The sequence below is a fragment of the Salinigranum marinum genome (assembly GCF_024228675.1).
GTDB lineage: Archaea > Halobacteriota > Halobacteria > Halobacteriales > Haloferacaceae > Salinigranum > Salinigranum marinum.
Genome location: NZ_CP100462.1, coordinates 314563 through 333948 on the forward strand (window position 1 = coordinate 314563; position 19386 = coordinate 333948).

17 protein-coding genes and 6 pseudogenes are annotated in these 19386 nt (G+C 57.8%); 16 read left to right on the forward strand and 7 right to left on the reverse strand.

The annotated features are described in order from the left end of the window. Window positions 1–78 precede the first annotated feature (78 nt). Together NKJ07_RS21650 and NKJ07_RS21655 are read left to right on the forward strand one after the other, a co-directional pair. Window positions 79–510: pseudogene (locus NKJ07_RS21650) on the forward strand (transposase); the annotation flags it as partial. Window positions 511–561: 51 nt separating this feature from the next. Beyond that, window positions 562–1383, forward strand: a complete 822-nt coding sequence (locus tag NKJ07_RS21655) for an IS5 family transposase (protein WP_318570623.1) — start codon at window positions 562–564, stop codon at window positions 1381–1383. Window positions 1384–1471: 88 nt separating this feature from the next. On the opposite strand, the pseudogene NKJ07_RS21660 reads toward NKJ07_RS21655, so the two are convergent. After that, window positions 1472–2355 (reverse strand): annotated as a pseudogene (locus NKJ07_RS21660) (IS1595 family transposase). A 113-nt stretch (window positions 2356–2468) separates the two neighbouring features. After that, a complete protein-coding gene (locus NKJ07_RS21665) occupies window positions 2469–2732 on the reverse strand; it encodes a hypothetical protein (RefSeq protein ID WP_318570624.1) in 264 nt (87 codons plus the stop codon). 115 nt (window positions 2733–2847) lie between these two features. On the opposite strand from NKJ07_RS21665, the pseudogene NKJ07_RS21670 reads away from it, so the two are divergent. Then, window positions 2848–3251 (forward strand): annotated as a pseudogene (locus NKJ07_RS21670) (transposase); the annotation flags it as partial. 65 nt (window positions 3252–3316) lie between these two features. Here the strand turns inward: NKJ07_RS21670 and NKJ07_RS21675 are convergent. Beyond that, on the reverse strand, window positions 3317–4195 hold the full coding sequence (locus NKJ07_RS21675; protein WP_318570625.1) for an N-acyl homoserine lactonase family protein: 879 nt from the start codon (window positions 4193–4195) through the stop codon (window positions 3317–3319). 112 nt (window positions 4196–4307) lie between these two features. On the opposite strand from NKJ07_RS21675, the gene NKJ07_RS21680 reads away from it, so the two are divergent. The 4 genes from NKJ07_RS21680 (at window position 4308) to NKJ07_RS21695 (ending at window position 6099) form a co-directional block, all read left to right on the forward strand. After that, complete coding sequence (locus NKJ07_RS21680; protein WP_318570626.1) at window positions 4308–4649, forward strand: winged helix-turn-helix transcriptional regulator; 342 nt, start codon at window positions 4308–4310, stop codon at window positions 4647–4649. A gap of 325 nt (window positions 4650–4974) precedes the next feature. Beyond that, the gene (locus NKJ07_RS21685; RefSeq protein WP_318570627.1) at window positions 4975–5589 is read left to right on the forward strand and encodes a DUF7437 domain-containing protein; all 615 of its coding nucleotides are present in this window, start codon (window positions 4975–4977) and stop codon (window positions 5587–5589) included. Continuing rightward, window positions 5579–5740: a hypothetical protein gene (locus NKJ07_RS21690; RefSeq protein WP_318570628.1), complete on the forward strand. Its 162-nt coding sequence runs from the start codon at window positions 5579–5581 to the stop codon at window positions 5738–5740. The genes NKJ07_RS21685 and NKJ07_RS21690 overlap by 11 nt, the downstream gene beginning before the upstream one ends. After that, entirely contained in the window at window positions 5710–6099 is a 390-nt protein-coding gene (locus NKJ07_RS21695) for a PIN domain-containing protein (RefSeq protein WP_484593995.1), read from the forward strand. The genes NKJ07_RS21690 and NKJ07_RS21695 overlap by 31 nt, the downstream gene beginning before the upstream one ends. A gap of 169 nt (window positions 6100–6268) precedes the next feature. Here the strand turns inward: NKJ07_RS21695 and NKJ07_RS21700 are convergent, their stop codons facing one another. Then, window positions 6269–6907: a hypothetical protein gene (locus NKJ07_RS21700; protein ID WP_318570630.1), complete on the reverse strand. Its 639-nt coding sequence runs from the start codon at window positions 6905–6907 to the stop codon at window positions 6269–6271. A gap of 249 nt (window positions 6908–7156) precedes the next feature. Between NKJ07_RS21700 and NKJ07_RS21705 the strand changes: the two genes are divergently transcribed. From NKJ07_RS21705 to NKJ07_RS21715, 3 genes are all read left to right on the forward strand, one after another. Beyond that, window positions 7157–7417, forward strand: coding sequence for a type II toxin-antitoxin system HicB family antitoxin (locus tag NKJ07_RS21705; RefSeq protein ID WP_318570631.1), 261 nt, complete (start codon window positions 7157–7159; stop codon window positions 7415–7417). Then, a complete protein-coding gene (locus NKJ07_RS21710; protein WP_318570632.1) occupies window positions 7414–7659 on the forward strand; it encodes a type II toxin-antitoxin system HicA family toxin in 246 nt (81 codons plus the stop codon). Before NKJ07_RS21705 ends, NKJ07_RS21710 begins: the two co-directional genes overlap by 4 nt. 228 nt (window positions 7660–7887) lie before the next feature. Then, on the forward strand, window positions 7888–8913 hold the full coding sequence (locus NKJ07_RS21715) for a Cdc6/Cdc18 family protein (protein WP_318570633.1): 1026 nt from the start codon (window positions 7888–7890) through the stop codon (window positions 8911–8913). Between the two features lie 35 nt (window positions 8914–8948). Here the strand turns inward: NKJ07_RS21715 and NKJ07_RS21720 are convergent, their stop codons facing one another. Next, window positions 8949–9209 carry an NAD(P)-binding domain-containing protein gene (locus NKJ07_RS21720; protein ID WP_318570634.1) on the reverse strand — a complete coding sequence of 87 codons (261 nt, stop codon included), beginning with the start codon at window positions 9207–9209 and terminating at the stop codon, window positions 8949–8951. 19 nt (window positions 9210–9228) lie between these two features. Further along, window positions 9229–10485, reverse strand: a complete 1257-nt coding sequence (locus NKJ07_RS21725; protein WP_318570635.1) for an RNA-guided endonuclease InsQ/TnpB family protein — start codon at window positions 10483–10485, stop codon at window positions 9229–9231. 132 nt (window positions 10486–10617) lie between these two features. Here NKJ07_RS21725 and NKJ07_RS21730 point away from each other — a divergent pair. Together NKJ07_RS21730 and polX are read left to right on the forward strand one after the other, a co-directional pair. Then, window positions 10618–10869: pseudogene (locus NKJ07_RS21730) on the forward strand (BRCT domain-containing protein); the annotation flags it as partial. Between the two features lie 171 nt (window positions 10870–11040). Then, window positions 11041–12762 carry a DNA polymerase/3'-5' exonuclease PolX gene (polX, locus tag NKJ07_RS21735; protein WP_318570636.1) on the forward strand — a complete coding sequence of 574 codons (1722 nt, stop codon included), beginning with the start codon at window positions 11041–11043 and terminating at the stop codon, window positions 12760–12762. Window positions 12763–13240: 478 nt separating this feature from the next. On the opposite strand, the pseudogene NKJ07_RS21740 reads toward polX, so the two are convergent. After that, window positions 13241–14410, reverse strand: a pseudogene (locus NKJ07_RS21740) (ISH3 family transposase). Window positions 14411–14460: 50 nt separating this feature from the next. Here NKJ07_RS21740 and NKJ07_RS21745 point away from each other — a divergent pair. The 4 genes and pseudogenes from NKJ07_RS21745 to nadE all read left to right on the forward strand — a co-directional run bounded on the left by NKJ07_RS21745 (window position 14461) and on the right by nadE (window position 19266). After that, entirely contained in the window at window positions 14461–15303 is an 843-nt protein-coding gene (locus NKJ07_RS21745) for a deoxyribonuclease IV (RefSeq protein ID WP_318570637.1), read from the forward strand. 125 nt (window positions 15304–15428) lie between these two features. Continuing rightward, the gene (locus NKJ07_RS21750; protein WP_318570594.1) at window positions 15429–16703 is read left to right on the forward strand and encodes an IS4 family transposase; all 1275 of its coding nucleotides are present in this window, start codon (window positions 15429–15431) and stop codon (window positions 16701–16703) included. A gap of 115 nt (window positions 16704–16818) precedes the next feature. Then, window positions 16819–18558, forward strand: a complete 1740-nt coding sequence (locus tag NKJ07_RS21755) for an adenosylcobalamin-dependent ribonucleoside-diphosphate reductase (protein WP_318570638.1) — start codon at window positions 16819–16821, stop codon at window positions 18556–18558. A gap of 218 nt (window positions 18559–18776) precedes the next feature. Continuing rightward, a pseudogene (nadE, locus tag NKJ07_RS24490) lies at window positions 18777–19266 on the forward strand (NAD(+) synthase). Window positions 19267–19386 lie beyond the last annotated feature (120 nt).

Below are 19386 nucleotides of genomic sequence, written 5' to 3' on the forward strand. Positions count from 1 at the left end.
TTAGACTCGTAAAATTTGTACTCGACGGCTCTGTTGAAATCCTCAGAGAGTTACAGATTCCCCCGGTAGTCTGACTGGATGCAGACCCTCCCGAAGTCGCGGTTGCTCCGGTTTGTTGAGCAGGCGTATCACTTGGCTCGTCGAGCTGTCGATCGCTACTCTTCGAAGTTCTCGAAACGACGGTACACACTCCACCAGCACATCGTCCTGCTCTGTCTCAAGGTGCGGAAGAATACAACGTACCGAACCCTGCTTGACGAGCTGATCGAGATGCCTCGCATTCGGAGCGCCATCGACCTTGAGGAACTCCCGTCGCACTCAACGTTGTGTAAAGCGTTCAATCGACTCGATATGGCTGTCTGGCGTGTCCTCCTCAACCTCTCGATCACACTCCTCCCGACTAACGGTGTCGTCGGGATCGACGCCTCGGGATTTGACCATAGTCACGCTTCGAAGCACTACACGAAGCGAACGAAGTTGACGATTCAGCAGTTGAAAGTCACACTGCTGGCTCTGTTGAAATCCTCAGAGAGTTACATGTTCGTCCTGTAATTCCATGAGATGAAGACCCTCCCGAAGTCGCAGATTCTGCGTTTTACTGAGAAGGCGATCCATCTGGCACGCCGAGCAGTCTCTCGATACTCCTCGAAATTCTCTAAACACCGCTATACACTTCCGCAGCACGTTGTTCTACTGTGTCTCAAAGTTCGGAAGAATACGACCTACCGTGGACTGCTTGACGAGTTAATCGAGATGCCACGTATTCGTCGAGCTCTTGGATTAGCTGAACTACCTACGCCGTCAACGCTCTGTAAGGCGTTCAATCGGCTTGATATGGCTGTCTGGCGTGTTATATTGATTCTCTCAGCGACGCTACTTCCGACAAACGGTGTCGTTGGAGTCGATGCGTCAGGTTTCGACCGGAGTCATGCCTCGAAACACTACACGAAACGGGCTGAGCTTACGATTCAGCAGCTCAAAGTGACACTGCTGGTCGATACGAAAGTGAACGCAATTCTCGATCTACACGTAACAACGACACGAAAACACGATAGTCAGATCGCTCCATCGTTGATCAAACGCAACCCCGAGACCATCGATATTCTGCTCGGTGACAAAGGGTACGACGATCAAAAAATCAGACGACTTGCCCGTCACCACGAGGTTCGGCCACTCATTAAGCACCGTGAGTTCACATCACTCCACAAGGCATGGAACGCACGCTTAGACGCTGATCTCTATGGCCAGAGAAGTCAATCAGAGACAGTCAACTCAACGCTCAAACGAAAGTACGGTGCGTTCGTTCGCTCACGACGGTGGTGGAAGCAGTTCCGGGAACTCACTATCGCTTGTCTCGTTCATAATCTTGACCAGTCGCTCTGAGCGGTCTATACAGGGTATTCATCAAGTGCTTTGGTGTGCTTCCCCACGAGCTATTAAATTGTCGCTCATGTGTAGCAGATTGTTGATTTCAGAGAGTCGCTTCGACAGCGTGCTTGAGTGCTTGTCGACCGGGTTTTCTGAAGAGTTCGCTGCGTAGCTGGAAGGCGCGAAGATACTGTGTCAACTTGTCTTTCGAGATACCTCGATGGGGCGAGAGCCACCGTCGCGCCAGCGACGCGTGGCTCTCGCAGGTGTTCACGTGAACGTCTCCATCCGCGTATTCGCCGTCACCGTGGACGACGTATTCGCGGTCGAACTCGTCGTCGTCCTCTAGTGGGTCGTATGCCCGAAATCCATCGGTGTAGACGGTCAGCGACTCCTCCTCGTGTTCTTCAAGGAGGAGTCGCACCGTCGATTCGTCGGCGGATTTCGCGGGAACGACGTATCGCTGTCCAGTTCCACGGTCAACGAGTGTGAAGATCGGCGGCTTGTCTTGATCGTACCTTCCGCGTCCGCGTTGTGAGAGTCCACGCGAGCGCGACTCTTGGTCGCGCTCGCGGCCTTTCAGTCCGGCAGAGACGTACAGTTCGTCGATCTCAACCGGTCCAACAAGTCGAGACGAGGCGCGTCGAGCGCTCTGGTAAAGCGCTCGACGCGCCGATGCATCGTCTTGTAGGTCACTCCGATCTCTCGCTGAAGTTGCCGGAGACTCGTGTTGAATCGCAAGAACGCGTAGATCGAGAACAACCACTTGCGGAGCGCAACCTTCGAGTGAGCGAAGATTGTGCCCGTCTTATCGTTGAACGTGCGGTCGCAATCCTTACACAGATAGCGTTGAAACGCCCCATAGCTGCCGTTTCTGACCGTCCGGTCAGAACGGCAGCGAGGGCAAGAAACACCGTCACGCCAGCGAACCTGCTGTAACAGGTCCGCTGCGAGCGATTCCGAGCTAAACACATCGAGCGGAATCATTCGTGTCGGACACCGCTACGCGGTGTCCTTGCTCTCTTCGATTCCAGAGCGACAGCTGAACGCTATCAACAATCTCCTACTGAAGAGCGTAAATTGTAAGGTTATAGAGGATATTACTCTGAATCCCGAAGTAAAAGATAAATAACGATTACTAACAGCATCACATCAAGACCTACAATAACCGTCAGGGGTGTCCCGAATCCCCACTGCCACGCCCACTTGCTTTCACGCGATTTTGTATCCGTATACATCCATCGTCCGACAGTTGCCCAGAGAAACAGTAGCGCTATAACAACCAACAATTCGTTCTGTGCCACAACAACTCCCGGAAGGATCTCGTAGGTCGTTATCTGTATGATGGAGGGCCAGAGAGGCATACTGTAAATTAATTACACTGTATTTATAAAATACCTGTTAATTGAGCTGGTAATCTGCAGTTTTCATCGACCGGCTGTTTCAGAAGAGATTATGTCTGAAGAATAGGATTTCAACAGAGCCACACTGCTCGTGGACACGGAAGCGAATGCGATTCTTGATCTGCATGTGACGACGACCAGAAAACACGACTCACAAATCGCGCCGTCGCTCATCAAGCGGAATACCGGTGAGTAGCGATTCTCCTCGGTGACAAGGGATACGACGACCAGAAGATTCGCTCGTTAACTCGTAAAGAAGGGGGTCGTCCGCTCATCAAGCACCGCGAATTTTCTTCGCTCCACAAGGCATGGAACGCCCGGCTGGACACTGACCTCTACGGTCAACGTAGTCAGAACGAGACTGTGAACTCTCGGCTGAAACGGAAATATGGTGCATTCGTCCGCTCACGACACTGGTGGAAGCAATTCCGTGAACTCGTTGTCAGCTGTCTCACTCACAACATCGACAAGGCGCTCTAAACAGCGAATATCTACAAACGGTGAAGCGAAATGGACGGTAACATTTATCACGCTATCCGAATACTTCACTGCGATGTGATTCGTCCCGGCTGTACATTCGGATCGTGGTTTGGAAGTACCGCGACACAGTCCGAGCGGTCGGCCACGGAACGGACCCACTCCAGGGAGGTCCGTGCTGCTTCTCGGTCGGTTGTCAGACCAGGAATGGTCCCGTCTTGGAGTGACTGCTTTCCGTAGATGACGTCACTTGTCAGGAGAACCCAGCCCTCGGCTGTCCGTGCCAGAATCGCAATCTGTCCCTCGTCGTGGCCCGGTGTCCAGATCAACTGTACTGCCCCGTCACCGAAAAGATCGTGTGAGCGGCCGAACGGACCGAGACCATTCTCCTCGAACCCAAATGGTGCGAACTCGATTCCGTCCCACATGTGGCCGGCGAGGAACCGATTCTGCGAAAACCGGCTCGTTGCATCAGCTAATGCTCGCTCGCTCACGAGAATTTCTGGCGCATCTCGAACCAAGTCGAGTCCGCTGACGTGGTCTGAGTGCATGTGTGTGATAACGACAGAGGCGAGGTCTGCCGGTGTGAGTTCCCTAGCGGCCAACTGCTCAGTCACTGCTTCACCGTCGGGAAGTCGGGCGTCGAACATCGACGAGAGTACCCTGCCGAGATGACCGCGTTCGTCGGTTCGAACGTCGGTATGCCATCCAGTGTCAACCAGTACTGGACCTTCCGGGTGCGAGATCAAGTACGCCGACACCGGCACCCGGACCCGATTCGAGTCCGACCGAAACCAGCCCGTTTCCGGGGCCGGATGCCAGGTCTGTTCCTCGTATGCGAGTGCGCGGTCGATGGCTACTGATCCAGTGTGTAGGACGTCGACAGTCACGGTCGTCTGGTCGTGTTCAGTACTGGGAACTGCTGCCGCCTCTGGGATTGGTTCCATACGCTTTCCTATGAACCGACGTGTCATAAAATAGTCAGTACATCTACATGTAGCCACTACAGCTGCCAGTAGCGACAATACCATTATATTGGTTCGAGCAAGTAAGGAGGATATGGCCCACGAGCATCCGGAGTACGATCCGGCGGACCGTGTCGCCGAGGATGCCGAGTTGGCCGAGTTTTTCGACTTACTCGGTCGGCCACATACGACGGCGATCCTCCGTCGCTTCGCCTGTGAAGCCGGGCCGTGGCGCTACTCGGAGCTACAGGAGACACTCGATATCTCTCCGACGACGCTCTCGAACCGGCTGGCCGCACTCACTGAGGCTGGCATCATCGACCGTGAGTCGTACGACGAGATTCCACCGCGGGTCGAGTACTCGACTACGGCAAAGGGCGAAGCGCTTCGCCCGCCGTTCGAGGAACTGTTGGTCTGGATCGACAGCTACGACTGACCTATCTGGCGGGCCGTAGGTGGTTATTCAGATCGGTGGATCTAGTGCGTATGGTAGCTGTACGCACGGTAGAGCTATCCGAGGACGAACAATCACACTTCATTTGGATGGGACGGATTGATTGCGTATTGATCGGGCTCCCTCACTATCTCATCGACCCTACACAATTCGCGCTGTGTATTAATCACGGCTGGCGAAACCTGTCACCGATAGAGGGTTTCAACAAGGCCTTCGGATTCGTCATGCTGCATGACGAACTCGCTCAAGACCGAGCGTGTCTCCTGAGACAACAAAATCTAAAATACATAGATTTCGTACTACAAGTATGCCCACACTCACCGACCACGGCGGCACACCCTCAACTGAGGAAGCCAGTCCGAGGTCACTAGATGATCTCGACGGCTTACTCGCCGCCACAACGTTGCTCCAGAATTCGCGGCTGGCCCGCGAGTACGTGTATCTCTGCTACTACGGCCCGACGACGATTCAGGAACTCATCGAGGAACTCGAGATCGCTCGTGCGACTGCGTACGACGACGTCGAACGACTGGAACGGCTCGGCGTCGTCGACCGCGACGAATCGACGCGCCCACATCGACTCACAGCGGCACCGTTCGCGTTTGTCGACGGGCGCGACGTCGCGATCACACCGACACTGATCCACGCTGTCGCGCTCACCGAGTTCGACGACGACGCCGCATATTTCCACGACCGGCACGGACTGGGCACGCTCACAACTGCGGTCCAAGCGGCAGCGAAGTACTACGCGGGGGAACTCACGCAGCGGATGGCCGCGACAGAGATGGGCGTCCAGCCCGCCGAAGGGATGGCCGTTATCTACGCTCTCCGCCCGGTTCTCGAGGCTGGCCGAGAACACGATCCGTACTTCGAGCAGCTGATCTCGTGCGCTCCGGACGCACTAGTCTTCGATGGAGAGTGACGAACTCGGTCCCGGGGACGCCATCCTCGTCGATACGAACCTGTTCGTCGCTGTCGGTGGGGTAACCATCCGAAGTTCCAGAAACTTCGAGACTTTGCTGAGCGTGGACAACTCACGCTACTGGTTCCACAGCGAGTCAAACAGGAACTGAGTACGATGCACATCGCAGACCGGGTGGAGCGAGCAGTAGACGATGGGTGGGCAGAACTCATCGATCCGCCATCCCCGACGGACCCCGATGCAGTCGCAGCGATGGATTTCGTTCGTCGTGATATTGCGCGTCGGACGGGGAAGGAAGAGCATCGGGTCGAGAAGGCCGATACGGTGTTCGCGGGGCTGGCAATCGAGTTGTTGCGCGAGGGGAACCCACGAGTGGCTATTCTTACCGACGACCGGGTCGCTGCGGCGGCAATCGAGCGAGCGGTCGAACAGCAAGGGTACGACGAGTCAGTACTCGTGTTACGACGCGACGACATCGTCAACGGCGATGATGATGTCCGCGTCATTTGAATACCGTCCTGACGAATGGTGCATCCCAGGGACAAGGATTACACCTGATTCAAGTATCGTCTCCGTTGTTCCATTTTGTCGCGTTCTGTTCGCCGGTCGTAGTGTTCATTTAGAACCGCCATGGAGACGTTCGCTCTCGCACTGACGACCGGTTCGGGCACGTCCGAGTTCAACCAATGAGTAATCGCTCCGCGGCGGACAGTGGAGACACCGAAGACGGACATCCGAACGCTTGGCTCCGATCGGTTGTTGCCTCGCATTCGGATACTTCTCGGTCATGAGGACAGCTGGTGAACACGCAAGGACGTGTGATCGAATACACGTAGGCCTGTATAGTGGTGAGATGCGCTCGCCCCTTCGCAATAGAAAGCAGGGGGTGCTGACCATACTTGTCGACAGTATCTGGGCGTCGGTCCGCAATCCACGCATCCAGCACCGAACACGTCTCTGCTGAGAGGGCAATAAATCGCTCTCCATCGAATTTGTTCTTGATCGGGGTTTCAGTCTCCGGACGGTGGCGAACATCCAGTGACATCTCCTCAGCATCGTAATCAGCTACATCTAATGCATGAACTGCACCCCTCCGAAGCAAAGCGTGCCACATGAGAAGAAACGTCACGTGCAGCTCAGACGCATATTCGTCGGTCGAGAGATAATCGAGGATTCCGTCTGCGACTTCCGAGTCGATCATCACATCCCGTGAATTCTCACCGTCGGCCAGACTTGGAGAGACGACCTTCGACCAGAGGTCTGTGGGAACCGCGTCGATGGTTCCGCACCACCGGATGAATACTCGCAACGTGTCCATCTGTGATTTCTCGGATGGTGGCGCGAGGTCGCCATCTGCACGACGCCACAATCGGTACCGGTGCAGCGTCCGTCCGGTCAGTTCGTTCAGGTTGTCGATTCTCTGCTCGTCGCACCACCGAACAAAATGTCCTAAGCGAGAAGAATGGGCGTATTGGGTCGCGTTTGCTAGTTCGGGGTCGAGTTCGAGACCCCCTCTCCAAGCGGTTCCGGCCGAACGCTTATCCGAGGTTCCCGCTTACTTCGACACATGAGCACAGGCCGAGAGATTCGGCTCATCGAAGAAGACGACGGGTGGTCCGCCGTCGACGTCGAGACGAACGTCGCCAGCGGAGGCGACACTCGCGAGGAGGCGCTCGAGAACCTCGACGACGCGGTCGCGCTCCACCGCGGCGAAAAGGGTCGCCCCGTCACCGACGACGACCTCCGCGAGTGGGGAATCGACCCCGATGATGTCTCCGACGAGGTTTCGACGCCGGACGCTCCCTGGTTCGACGACGAGGCTGAATGACGCGGCGACAGTTCACGGGAGAGGAGGTCGCAAAGGTTCTCATCGGGATGGGCTACACGCCGGTTGACCGCACCGGGAGCCACCTGAAGCTCCGATACGAACATCCGAAGACTGGCGAAATCAGAAACGTCACCATCCCGCTCGGTGGCGAAATCCGAACTGGAACGCTCCGAAACATCGCCACACAGTGTGGCGCGAAGGATTTCGACTCCTGGTGCCGGTGGATCGACGAACATCGCTGACTCACTCGTCCCTCACGAGCGGCTGAAGCGTGTCGACGAGGTTCGGTACCCCTCCGTCGCGGACGAGCCGAGCTAAGACAGGAGCGACACAGGTCACACAGCTCGGTATCCGAAAGACAACGACCCGTATCGCATCTCTTCGGCCTCAACCGAACGCTCCTCGTGGTATCGGAAGTATCGGAAAGGGCACGGTTCTGATTAAGTAGCCTCGCACGACAGTGTGCAGGTGTGATCCAAGACGCCCGTGTGTTGCAGCCGGAGTTCATCCCGAAGGAGGTCGCACACCGGGATGCAGAGGTCAACCACCTCTCACGGGCACTCGACCCTCTCACAGACGGTGATCCAGCCGAAACACCGCTCTTGCTCGGTCCCTCGGGAACCGGGAAAACCTGCATCGCCCGCTTTACTGTCGACCGCCTCCGAGAGGCGATGCTCGAAGTCCAACACCAGTACGTGAACTGCTGGCAGGATTACACCCGCTTTCGCCTGCTGTACCGTCTCCTCGACGGAATCGGCCAGACGCTCGACGTCCACCGGCGCTCGACACCCAAGGACGAACTCCTCGACCGGCTCCACGCGTACGACGGGAAACCGTACGTCGTCATCCTCGACGAGGTGGATCAACTGGAGTCGACCGACGTGCTGTACGATCTCCACCGCATCCGTGGCGTCCATCCGATCCTCATCGCGAACCGCGAGCGTGACCTGTTCTCCCAGCTCGACGACCGGGTTCGCAGTCGCCTCCAGAGCTCCGTCCGAATTCGATTCGACAAGTACGGCGTCGACGAACTGGTTGCGATCCTCTCCGATCGCGTTCACTGGGGACTTGACGAGGACGTGGTCGACGAGGCGTGTCTACGGTACATCGCCGACGCCGCAGCAGGCGACGCGCGCGTCTCGATCGGGATCTTGCGAGCGGCCGCACGGGAAGCACAGGGACACGGACTCGACCACATCCCGATGGACATCGTCGAAGAGGCAGTCCCCGAGGGCAAATCTGAGCTGAAACGGAAGGATCTGGAGAAACTGACGCCCCACCAGCGGACGGTGTACGAGATCATCGCCGAATCCGAAGAAGTGAGTCCCGGGACGCTGTACGACGAGTACCGCGAACGGGTCGATGATCCGAAGACCAAGCGCACGGTCCGAAACTACTGCTCGAAGCTCGAACAGTACAACCTCATTCGCGCCGAGGGCCAGAAGCGGGGGCGACGATATCGACTCGCCCCACGAGCGCCCGACCCATCAAACTGAACTTATGCGAGCCTGCGTGGCCGAGTTCTACCCGATTACTCGCGGAGGCCAGCAAGCGCTGATCGAGCGGCATCGGGTCTCATCGGCTCGTTATAGATCGGAGAGCCTGGCTCCATGTGTGCACCTTCTTCGAGCGACCCGACATCGATTGGTGCGAAGCCGATCTCCTCGATGAGTCTCGCGACGGTCGCCTTCGCATCGGTATCGTCGCCTGCGATGAACAGAACCAGTCGCTCTTCGAGCGGTGCATCCGGGTTCGCGTCGTCCCGAAGAGTCTCATAATACATCGTAGTCAACTACCCCACCCTACTTCGCTCACCCTGGCGGGTTCGCTCGTGGAGGGTGGGGCTTGTCCATGAACTCGGCCTCGAACCCGTCTGGGTGGGCGGTGAACCCGCCGCTCAGCGTCACTGTTCCGGACTTCAGGGCAAGCTGACTGTTGCCCGTCCGCCGAGACGACTGTTGGCCCCGACGGACATACCGCATTCCGATGTTCTTCGCCGCGTTGTAGTCTGCGTTCGCTTCCGACCCGCACTTCACGCACTGGAAGTCATTGCGAGTTGGGCGATTCTCGTCTGCGGTAAATCCACACGCGGCGCACCGCTTCGACGTGTACGCCGACCCCACCTGTTTCACCGCGATGCCTTCCGGTTTGGCTTTATACTCAACTTGCTCGTAGAGCGTTCGGAACGCCCACTTGTGTCCCCACGACGCACCCGTGCGGTCGCGGATGTGGGTCAAGTCCTCGAACGCAATCACGTCGCACTCATAACGGCGTGCTTCGTTCACGATGGCGTTCGACGCTCGGTGGAGTACGTCGCGGATGTATCGCAGTTCTCGGCCACTCGACTGTTCGAGCGTTCGGTGAGCGCTTCGTGTGCCGGTCTGTTGGAGCCCGGCGCGAACTGTCTCGAACTCGCGGAGGTTGTGGGTCAACTCCCGCCCGCTGACGAATGAGGCGGTGCTGGTGACGGCGAGGTTCTCCATGCCGAGATCGACCCCGAGGACCGTTCCGTCCTCGGCGGTGTTCCGTTCGGTATCGGTCTTGGGTCGGCGGAAGCCGATATGTAAAAAGTAGTCGCCGTCGCGGGCAGTGAGCGTGCTTTCGGTGACGCTCCATTCGGCGGAGTCGAGATACTGCCGTTGGTAGCCATCGTCGGCGTCGGGCAGCGCAAGGTCACATCGGACGCGACTCTCCGTGGTGGAGAGGGACACCGTGTCGTCGTCGAACAGCGTCATGGTCCGCGTATCGTATTTCACGGTCGGTGCGGTGAAGGTCGGCTTGCTGACTTTCTTGCCGTTGGACCGGTGTTCGAGACAGCCAGTGATGGCCTCTGCGGCCTGGTGAGTGGCGAGAATCGTGTGCTGACTCCCGAGGCCGGTGTGTTCGCGCACGTCGTCGTAGGCGAGGGGCTGGACGTCGCTTTTCGCGTTGCACCTGCCCCACGCCATGTCGGTGGCGAGTTGGCACCCGCGTTTCCACTCGGAAATGGTCTCCTCGAGCAACTCGCGTTGCTCACCGTCTACCGAGAGGCGGGTTATTGCTGTCCGACGCACGTAGTCATCCGCCACAGTTTCAACGTAGATACGTGGCGATATGTAGATTAGTGGTTGTAGCCAATACGAACGCGCTCCTCCCCTCCCTACTCACTCGCTTCGCTCGTTCGCTGAGGAAGGGGACTCCGCGCTACCGCTTCAGTTGAATTGAATATCGTGTTCACCGGAAGCGTCGAGAACTGGACCCGGGACGAACTGGAGGAACTCGTTGAGCGCCACAGCGGTGACGCGACGGATAGCGTCTCCGGCAACACCGATTACCTCGTGGTCGGCGAGAATCCCGGCGAGACGAAACAGGAGGACGCCGAGACTAATGACGTCTCAGAACTCGACCCAGACGAATTCTTCGACTTGCTTGCGGATCGAGGCGTCGACCTCGAACGGGAGAACAGTTCATGATCCCAGAGCCAGATTCACGTTCTGCTGTCACTCGACCGTCGTCGATCTATTGGGCAATTAACGATCTCCTCGGGCACCACGTTCGACGTAATTCGTGGGAGAACCCCGACCTCGAGACACGATTACTTACCTGACGACTGCGATAGTCGGTGCAAGGAGGATCAGTTCGGGATGAAGAACCAGGAGATCGCCACTACGCTCCGCGAGATCGCGGATTTCCTCGAAATCCAGGAGGTCGAGTACAAGCCGCGCGCCTATCGGACGGCCGCACGGAATCTCGAGTCACTCTCGGAAGACATCGAAGACATCTACGAGCGCGGGGAACTCGAAGAGATCGAAGGCGTCGGGGAGTCGATCAGCGAGAAGATCGCGGAGTACCTCGAAACTGGGGAACTGGAGTACTACGAGGATCTCAAAGCGGACCTTCCCGTCGACATCGAGGCGATCACGAGCGTCGAGGGCGTCGGTCCAAAGACGGCCAAGAAACTGTACCTAGAACTCGATGTCCAGACGCTCGACGATCTCGAACACGCTGCCGAGGAGGGAGAGATTGCCGACCTCGAAGGGTTCGGCGAGAAGTCACAGCAGAACATCCTCGATCACATCGATCGGGCGAAAGAAAGCCAGGAGCGGATGCTTCTCGGTCGAGCGTTCCCGATCGCCCGGGACGTCGAAAGCCGGCTTCACGACGCCGACGCCTTCGACCAAGTGGACATCGTGGGCTCGTTCCGACGGCGTCGACCCACCGTCGGCGATATCGACATCCTAGCGACCGCGTCCGATCCGAAGACAGCGATGGAGCGCTTCTGCACGCACGACGACGTCAAGGAGGTCCTCTCTCGAGGCGAGACGAAGTCGTCGGTCGTCGTCTCTGGTGACCTCCAGATGGATCTTCGGATCGTCGACGAGACGGAATACGGCGCGGCACTCGTCTATTTCACCGGCTCGAAGGACCACAACATCACGCTCAGGAATCAGGCGATCGACCGCGACTGGAAGCTCAACGAATACGGTCTCTTCGACGTCAGTGACGTCGACGACGGAGAGGGCGAACGGCGCGCTGGCGAGCGTCTCGCCGGGGAAACAGAGGACGATGTCTACGACACGCTGGACCTCGACTGGATTCCGCCAGAACTCCGCGAGGACACGGGTGAGGTCGACGCGGCGGCCGCGGGAGACCTCCCGAATCTGATCGAACTGGACGAGGTTCGCGGTGACTTACAGCTGCACACCGACTACTCCGACGGCTCTCATAGCGTCCGCGAGATGGCCGAGGCCGCAGCCGAGCGAGACCTCGAATACATCCTCGTTACCGATCACGGGCCGCATGCGCCGATTCCCAGCACACTCGATCAAGATTCATTCGAGGAACAGCACGCGGACATCGAAACGGTGAACGACGACCTCGACATCACGGTTCTCAAGGGAATCGAGGCCGAAATCACCGACTCGGGATTGGAACTGTCTGACGACTGGTACGAGCACTGTGATCTGATTGTTGCGGGGATGCACAGCGATCCCTCCGATCCAACCGAGCGGGTGGTCACTGCGCTGCAGGATTTCCCCGTCGACATCTTTGCACACCCCTCGAACCGGTTGATCAACGAGCGAGAGCCGCTGGATCTCGATATGGAGACGGTGATGGAAACGGCTGCCGAGGAGGACGTCGCGATCGAGATCAACGCCCAGCCCGAACGGCTGGACCTCGATTGGGCGTCCGTCAAAGAATATCGCGATACTGTTTCGTACGTCGTCAGTACGGACGCGCACACGACCGGCGAACTGGATTTCATGCATCTCGGGGTCTCGCAGGCCCGTCGCGGATGGTGTGAGGCGGGGAACGTCCTGAATGCGCGCTCACACGACGATCTACTGCCGTTTTTCGAAGCGTGATCAGGGGAGAGTTGAGAAATCTGGGTCGCTACTTTGAACCGCATCGCCGACGTTGTCGGATTCGCTCATGATTCAGTCTTCTTTCGTTCGCCAGACAGTTAGTCTTCTTATCGTTTTGGAAAGACCCAGATCTGTTTTAAACGATATAAGCGTCATTCCACCGGTCGGTGACCCATGGTAATTCACCGATCAGATGAGATATCGGCTGGAGACAATCCCTCCATCTATATTGATTGCGAGAACCACGTCAAAAGTCGCGGGTGATTAACCTCGACCCGCATAATATCTAGTATCAGTACTTCACGAAACTTCCTCGGCTAACCACCTCTGAAGCTTAAGTTCCGTGTCGAATCGACTCCACTATCGATCTTGACGAGGGGGTCACCGGAAGATCAAGAGAAGATCGTCGCTGTCGGCGGCGATCCGCCGCCGACGCGACAGCCTTGCCACTCACCGCAGGGGCGTACTCGATCGGTCGTTACCGGACGAACCGGTCGTCCGGCGGTCGGTTTGCGGGGACGGCCCGACGCGTCGCGAGGGCCGTCCACGCTGCCCGTCGGATCATGTTGGTGAACTCCTTATACGACCACTCCCAGAGGCGACGCCCGCCTCGGCGGGGCGTCGCCACATACTCCCAGTGCAGATACCGCCACACGTTCTGTACAGCAAACTCACTACGACGTACAGCAGCCCGTACCGCCGGATCCTGTGTCGTAGTCGTCGCAATCGTTTGCTCGGAGAGTCGGTAGCTGGCCTCGATACCGAAAGCGTTTCGCGTAGTGGTATCGAGCGTCCGCGAGGAGAATTGATGAACGGCGCGTCAGCGGCGTAGCCGTGACGCGCCACGCCATGTTCGTCGTATCGTCCGTTCTGGTAGTACAGTCGATGTAGACGGGAAACTCGACGGTCCAGCTGTGACCGTCGAGTTTCGCCGTCATGTGTCGGTGAATCACGCGACTCCAGCCCTCGGAGAGTTCTTGCTTGATCGACTGACCCCACCGGATAATCGGGATGACGTACGCGTGGTTGTGCGCCTGCAGCAGCGTGAGACACTTGCTGTCGTAGAATTCTCGATCGAGGTAGACGGCCTTGACGCCGAGGTCAAGGCCGTCAAGGATACCGAGAAACTCGGCGAGGACGCTGCTGGCGGTGTCGCCGTCGACAAGACGGCGCACCGCCAGCGTGTGTAGCGTTTGTTCTTCACGCGTGCGTACAGCGTCGCGTACGCGTGGAATGCGGTTGTTCCACGCTTGGCTTCCGAGTGGTAGAGGCCCTCTGTGCCGTCTTCGTCACCGTAGTAGGGACGCAGGTGGAGGTCAGCGACGACCTCCACCTGCTTGGGAAGGGCATCGAGAATATCTCGCTGGAGGAGTGTGTTTCCGACTCGTTCGAGCTGTTCCAGCTCGAACTTCGTCCGAAGATGATAGAGGACGGCGTTGGCACGAGGGGAGTTAGCACTATTCTCACAAAGTGTCGAGATTGAGGTCCCGTCGGCGCACGCGCCGACGAGGACCTCACAGATCTCTTCCGACGTTATCTGAGCGTTCTCACCGAGAGTGATCGAAACTTCCTCGTCAAGGGTGTTGACGAGGAAGTTAAGAATCTGGTCCTCATGGAGTCTACTGTCTGCTTGCTGGGTTCTAAGCACACCTTCCGCAAGCAGACGTCTCAACTAACCGGCTTCGTGAAGTACTGAGTATGTTCAGGATCGGAGCACACGTTTCCATCTCCGATGGACTCGAGGCGGCCGTCGAACAGGAAGTCGAAGTGGGCGGAAACTGTGGGCAGATTTTCGTCGGATCCCCTCGGGGATGGGCGACCAGCGAGATTGACGAGACGGAGGCCGAAGCATTTCGAGACGCTGCTGACGAACAGGACGTCGGTCCGTGGATCGTCCACGGCACATATCTCATCAACCTCGCGACGCCGAAAGATGACCTCGCGAGCAAGTCTATCGACTGTGTTCAGGACGAACTCGATGTGGCGGCGAAGCTGGACATCCCGTACTACGTGTTCCATCCCGGAGCGCATACCGGCGCCGGCGAGGAGACCGGCATCGGGAATGTCGGTGAGCGACTGTCCGATGTCGACGTTCCGAACAACGTGACACTTCTGCTGGAGAACACAGCCGGAAAGGGCACCACTGTCGGCAAGCGACTCGAAGACCTCAATGACATGGTGGAGACATCAGCCTACGAGTACGGTGATCTCGGGATCTGCCTCGATACGTGCCACCTCTTCGCTGCGGGGTACGACTTCACCGACGAAGCAGCGATGGACGATCTCGTTGAGGAGGTCGATTCGACCGTCGGCATCGAGAACGTGCAGTATCTCCACCTCAACGACTCGAAACATCCGCTCGGCTCCGAGAAAGACGAGCACGAGCACATCGGCGAGGGAGAAATCGGTGAGGCGGGCTTTCGCCAGTTCGTCAACCATGACGCACTTCGCGAGAAGCCGATGGTTCTCGAGACGCCCGAAGACGAGAAGGGATACGCGTGGAATATAGAGAAGGTGACGGAACTCCGAACAGACGACTGAGGGGAACCTACATCCGTCTTTAGTTAGGAGACGAACCGCGTGACAGTAGCGGCTTATCGAGGCTACTTTTCGGAAGGAGTGAGGAGGAGAAGTCTGTGCACAACTCTCCGTCCTCACCTCGAATTATGCGTCGACTCACTACGCTTTTTCCATCTGAGTTCCTCGAAGAGCACGCCGAGGAACTCGGCGTGGTCGAACGCAACAGGAAAACACAGATGCCCGCCCTCGTGTGGTCGTTCGTGTTCGGCTTCGCCGCAGGCGAGAGCCGAACACTCGCTGGATTCCGTCGCAGCTACAACGCTACCGCCGATGAACCGCTCTCTCCCGGCGGATTCCATCAGCGGTTGACGCCGACGTTTGCGGAGTATCTGCGCGACCTCGTCGAGCACGGCCTCGACGAGGTCGCTGTTCCCGACGCTGTTGACGCTGATATCGACCGATTCAGGGACGTGATGATCGCTGATGGAACGGTGTTGCGGTTGCACGAGTTTCTCTCTGATGAGTTCCAAGCCCGTCACGAGGAGCAGGCTGGAGCGAAGCTCCACCTGCTCCACAACGCCACCGATGAGACGATTGAACGGATCGACGTGACAGACGAGAAAACGCACGACAGCACGCTGTTCAAGACAGGTTCGTGGCTACAAGGACGGCTGGTGTTGCTTGATCTGGCGTACTTCAAGTACCGCCGGTTCGCGTTGATCGACGAGAATGACGGCTACTTCGTGAGTCGGCTGAAGAAGAGCGCGAACCCGGTGATAACGGAGGAATTACGGGAATGGCGCGGGCGCGCCATTCCCTTGGAGGGCAAGCAGATCCACGATGTAGTCGATGATCTCTCGCGGAAGTATATCGACGTAGAGGTCGAAGCGGAGTTCAAGCGAGGCCAGTACGAGGGAACGCGCTCGCTGGATACGAAGCAATTCCGCGTCGTCGGCGTCCGCGATGAGGACGCCGACGACTACCATCTGTACATCACGAATCTGCCGCGAGATGAGTTCTTCCCAGAGGATCTAGCAACGTTGTATCGGTGTCGTTGGGAAGTAGAAACCCTGTTTCGTGAACTGAAGACGCAGTACGAGTTGGACGAGTTCGACACAAGCGACCCGGATGTAGTGAAAATTCTGCTGTATGCGGCGTTGCTGTCACTGCTGGTGAGCCGTGAGCTGTTGGATCTGGTTACCGAGCAGGCTGACGACGAGATCGTGTTTCCACCGGAACGCTGGGCGGCGACCTTCCGGTCGCACGCCCAGCTTATCCTCCACGAACTTGGTGAGTATCTCGGCTACTCGCCACCGCCGTTGCTGGAGCGGCTGATCGAGGATGCCCAGAAGATCCACCAGCAACGAACGATACTCCAAGAGACGCTCGCTACCGCTACGCAACCGAGGTGTGAGGTCTAACTAAAGACGAATGGGGGAACCTATTTGCGAACGTGTCACTGGAGAATACTCTAATATTTTCAGAGTATGAGGTGTGAGACCATGTCTTAATACAACACACAACATGCCTAGACGTATGGGATCACTCGATAGTGTCGCTGAAACCGTCCTCCACCGGCGGTATCTGCAACAGGACGAGGAGGGAACCGTGATCGAAACGCCGGACGAGATGTTTCATCGTGTCGCGTCAAATCTCGCGAGGGCCGAGGCGCAGTTCGGTGGTGATGTCGAAACGACTGAAGAGCGGTTTTACGAGGCGATCAGCAATCTCGATTTTCTCCCGAATTCGCCGACGCTAATGAACGCTGGAACCGAGCTCCAGCAACTCGCCGCCTGCTTCGTCCTGCCGGTCGAGGACTCGATTGAGTCGATTTTCACAGCCGTCAAGCAAACGGCGCTCATCCACCAGAGCGGCGGTGGCACCGGGTTTTCGTTTTCGCGTCTCCGTCCCGAGGGCGACATCGTGAAGAAAACCGGCGGTGTCGCGTCGGGCCCGGTGAGCTTCATGAAAATCTTCGATGCGGCGACCGAGCAGATCAAGCAAGGAGGACGCCGCCGCGGCGCCAATATGGGCGTGCTCGACGTTATTCATCCCGATATCGAGAAGTTCATCGCTGTCAAGTCGGACGATGACAACGATGACGTACTGCGGAATTTCAACCTCTCAGTGGCGACGACCGCCGAGTTCTGGGAGGCCTACGCGTCCGATGACTCCTACGAGATCATAAATCCAAGAACGGGCGCGGTTGTTCGACGAGCGGACCCTGACGCTATTCTCGATCAAATTTCCGAGGCAGCGTGGGAGGCCGGTGATCCGGGGATGTTGTTCCTCGATACGATCAACGAACACAATCCGACACCCCAGCTCGGGCGGATCGAAGCGACGAACCCCTGTGGCGAAGTGCCCGAACTCCCCTACGAGGCGTGTATCCTCGGATCGATTAACCTCGGCCACCACACGGACGGCGAGGAAGTCGACTGGGAGAAGCTCCGCGAGACTGTCCACCTCGCCGTGCGCTTTCTCGACAACGCCATCGAGATGTCGGAGTTTCCTGTTCCCGAGATCGAGGAAATGGTGACCAAAACGCGCAGACTGGGCCTCGGCGTGATGGGGTTTCAGGACATGCTCGTCGACCTCCGAATCCCCTACTTCTCCGAGGACACCGTCGAGTTCGCGGACGAGTTGATGACGTTCATCCACGAGGAATCGTGGGCGGCGTCTCGGCAACTGGCGGACGAACGCGAGCCGTTCCCGGCGTGGGAAGACTCGATCCGGGAGGGGCCGATGCGGAACGCAACCACCACGACGATCGCCCCCACGGGGTCGATTTCACTCATCGCGGACTGTTCGGCCAGTATCGAACCCATCTACAACGTGGCCTACACGAAACAAGTGATGGGCGGGCTGGAAATCATCAACGACCGCTTCGTCGACATTGCGACGGATCGAGGCTTCTACTCTGACGAACTCATCGAGGACCTCCACGGTCGAACTACGATCCAAGACGTCGAGGAGATTCCTGACGACGTGAAGCTGCTATTCCAGACAGCCCACGATGTCCCTGCCGACCACCACCTCCGGGTGCAAGCGGCGTTCCAAGAACACGTCGATAACGCGGTGAGCAAGACCGTGAACCTGCCCCAATCCGCATCCGTCGACGACGTCAAAGAGATTTTTCTGTCCGCCCATGATCTCGACCTCAAAGGCATCACTGTCTTCCGAAGTGGGGCGAAATCCGAACAGGTGCTCGGTGAAAGCCCGCTCAAAGAAGAGTGCGTGGGCGAATGTGACTACGTTGCACCTCGCCAGGAGTAGTGAGAAGAAGCCACGTTTTCTCTGGTGGAGGAACGGAGCTGTCACCATCCGTGGCTCCCGAGTCGACTCACAAAGCGACTCGATTGGGTCGGATGACGCCTCGGAGTGCGTTCGGAACACCATATAACGATCTCGTCTCACCGAGCGAAGGTATAGGCTGCTGGCACCTGTGATGTCTCACTATGGGTGACGTGAATCTCGATCGCGCAATCGATCGTATGGTCGCGTTTCTCAGCGACCAGTTGGAGGAGGCCGGGAGTGAAGGATACGTCCTCGGAGTCAGGGGCGGACTCGACTCGGCAGTGGGAGCCACGCTCGCCGTCGAGGCGGTCGGGAGCGATGCCGTCACAGGCTTGATTCTGCCAGGTGCGCCGAGCGACGACGATAATATCTATCGTGCCAGTCGTCGAAGGATTCCAAGAGCAGACGCCGTATAACGCGGAGCAGCTGGCAACGGGGAACGCTCGTGCTCGAACCAGGATGGTTTTCGAGTACATGGAGGCGAATGTGAACGACCTCCTCGTACTGGGAACCACGAACAAAAGTGAGCTGCTGCTGGGCTACTTCACAAAGTATGGGGACGGGAGAGTGGACCTGCGGCCGATGGCTGACCTGTACAATGACGATCCCGCGTGCGGTCCTCCTCTCTATCGGTATCACGACGCTCCTGTACGTACTGGTTGGATTATCGGCGGTTGCGCTAGTTGACTGGCGCGTCCTGGACCGTTCGGCGTCGCCACTGGCAGAGGTTGCCCGGATCGGTTGGGGACCACTCGGGTCAACAGTGCTCGGTGCAATCGCTCTCTTCTCGACCACAAACACTGGGCC

Excerpts from the sequence above, each read along its gene's own strand:
- NKJ07_RS21655 (WP_318570623.1), top strand. The coding sequence starts at position 562 with ATGAAGACCCTCCCGAAGTCGCAGATTCTGCGTTTTACTGAGAAGGCG.
- NKJ07_RS21665 (WP_318570624.1), bottom strand. The coding sequence starts at position 2,732 with ATGCCTCTCTGGCCCTCCATCATACAGATAACGACCTACGAGATCCTT.
- NKJ07_RS21675 (WP_318570625.1), bottom strand. The coding sequence starts at position 4,195 with ATGGAACCAATCCCAGAGGCGGCAGCAGTTCCCAGTACTGAACACGAC.
- NKJ07_RS21680 (WP_318570626.1), top strand. The coding sequence starts at position 4,308 with ATGGCCCACGAGCATCCGGAGTACGATCCGGCGGACCGTGTCGCCGAG.
- NKJ07_RS21685 (WP_318570627.1), top strand. The coding sequence starts at position 4,975 with ATGCCCACACTCACCGACCACGGCGGCACACCCTCAACTGAGGAAGCC.
- NKJ07_RS21690 (WP_318570628.1), top strand. The coding sequence starts at position 5,579 with ATGGAGAGTGACGAACTCGGTCCCGGGGACGCCATCCTCGTCGATACG.
- NKJ07_RS21700 (WP_318570630.1), bottom strand. The coding sequence starts at position 6,907 with ATGGACACGTTGCGAGTATTCATCCGGTGGTGCGGAACCATCGACGCG.
- NKJ07_RS21705 (WP_318570631.1), top strand. The coding sequence starts at position 7,157 with ATGAGCACAGGCCGAGAGATTCGGCTCATCGAAGAAGACGACGGGTGG.
- NKJ07_RS21710 (WP_318570632.1), top strand. The coding sequence starts at position 7,414 with ATGACGCGGCGACAGTTCACGGGAGAGGAGGTCGCAAAGGTTCTCATC.
- polX (WP_318570636.1), top strand. The coding sequence starts at position 11,041 with ATGAAGAACCAGGAGATCGCCACTACGCTCCGCGAGATCGCGGATTTC.
- NKJ07_RS21745 (WP_318570637.1), top strand. The coding sequence starts at position 14,461 with ATGTTCAGGATCGGAGCACACGTTTCCATCTCCGATGGACTCGAGGCG.
- NKJ07_RS21750 (WP_318570594.1), top strand. The coding sequence starts at position 15,429 with ATGCGTCGACTCACTACGCTTTTTCCATCTGAGTTCCTCGAAGAGCAC.
- NKJ07_RS21755 (WP_318570638.1), top strand. The coding sequence starts at position 16,819 with ATGGGATCACTCGATAGTGTCGCTGAAACCGTCCTCCACCGGCGGTAT.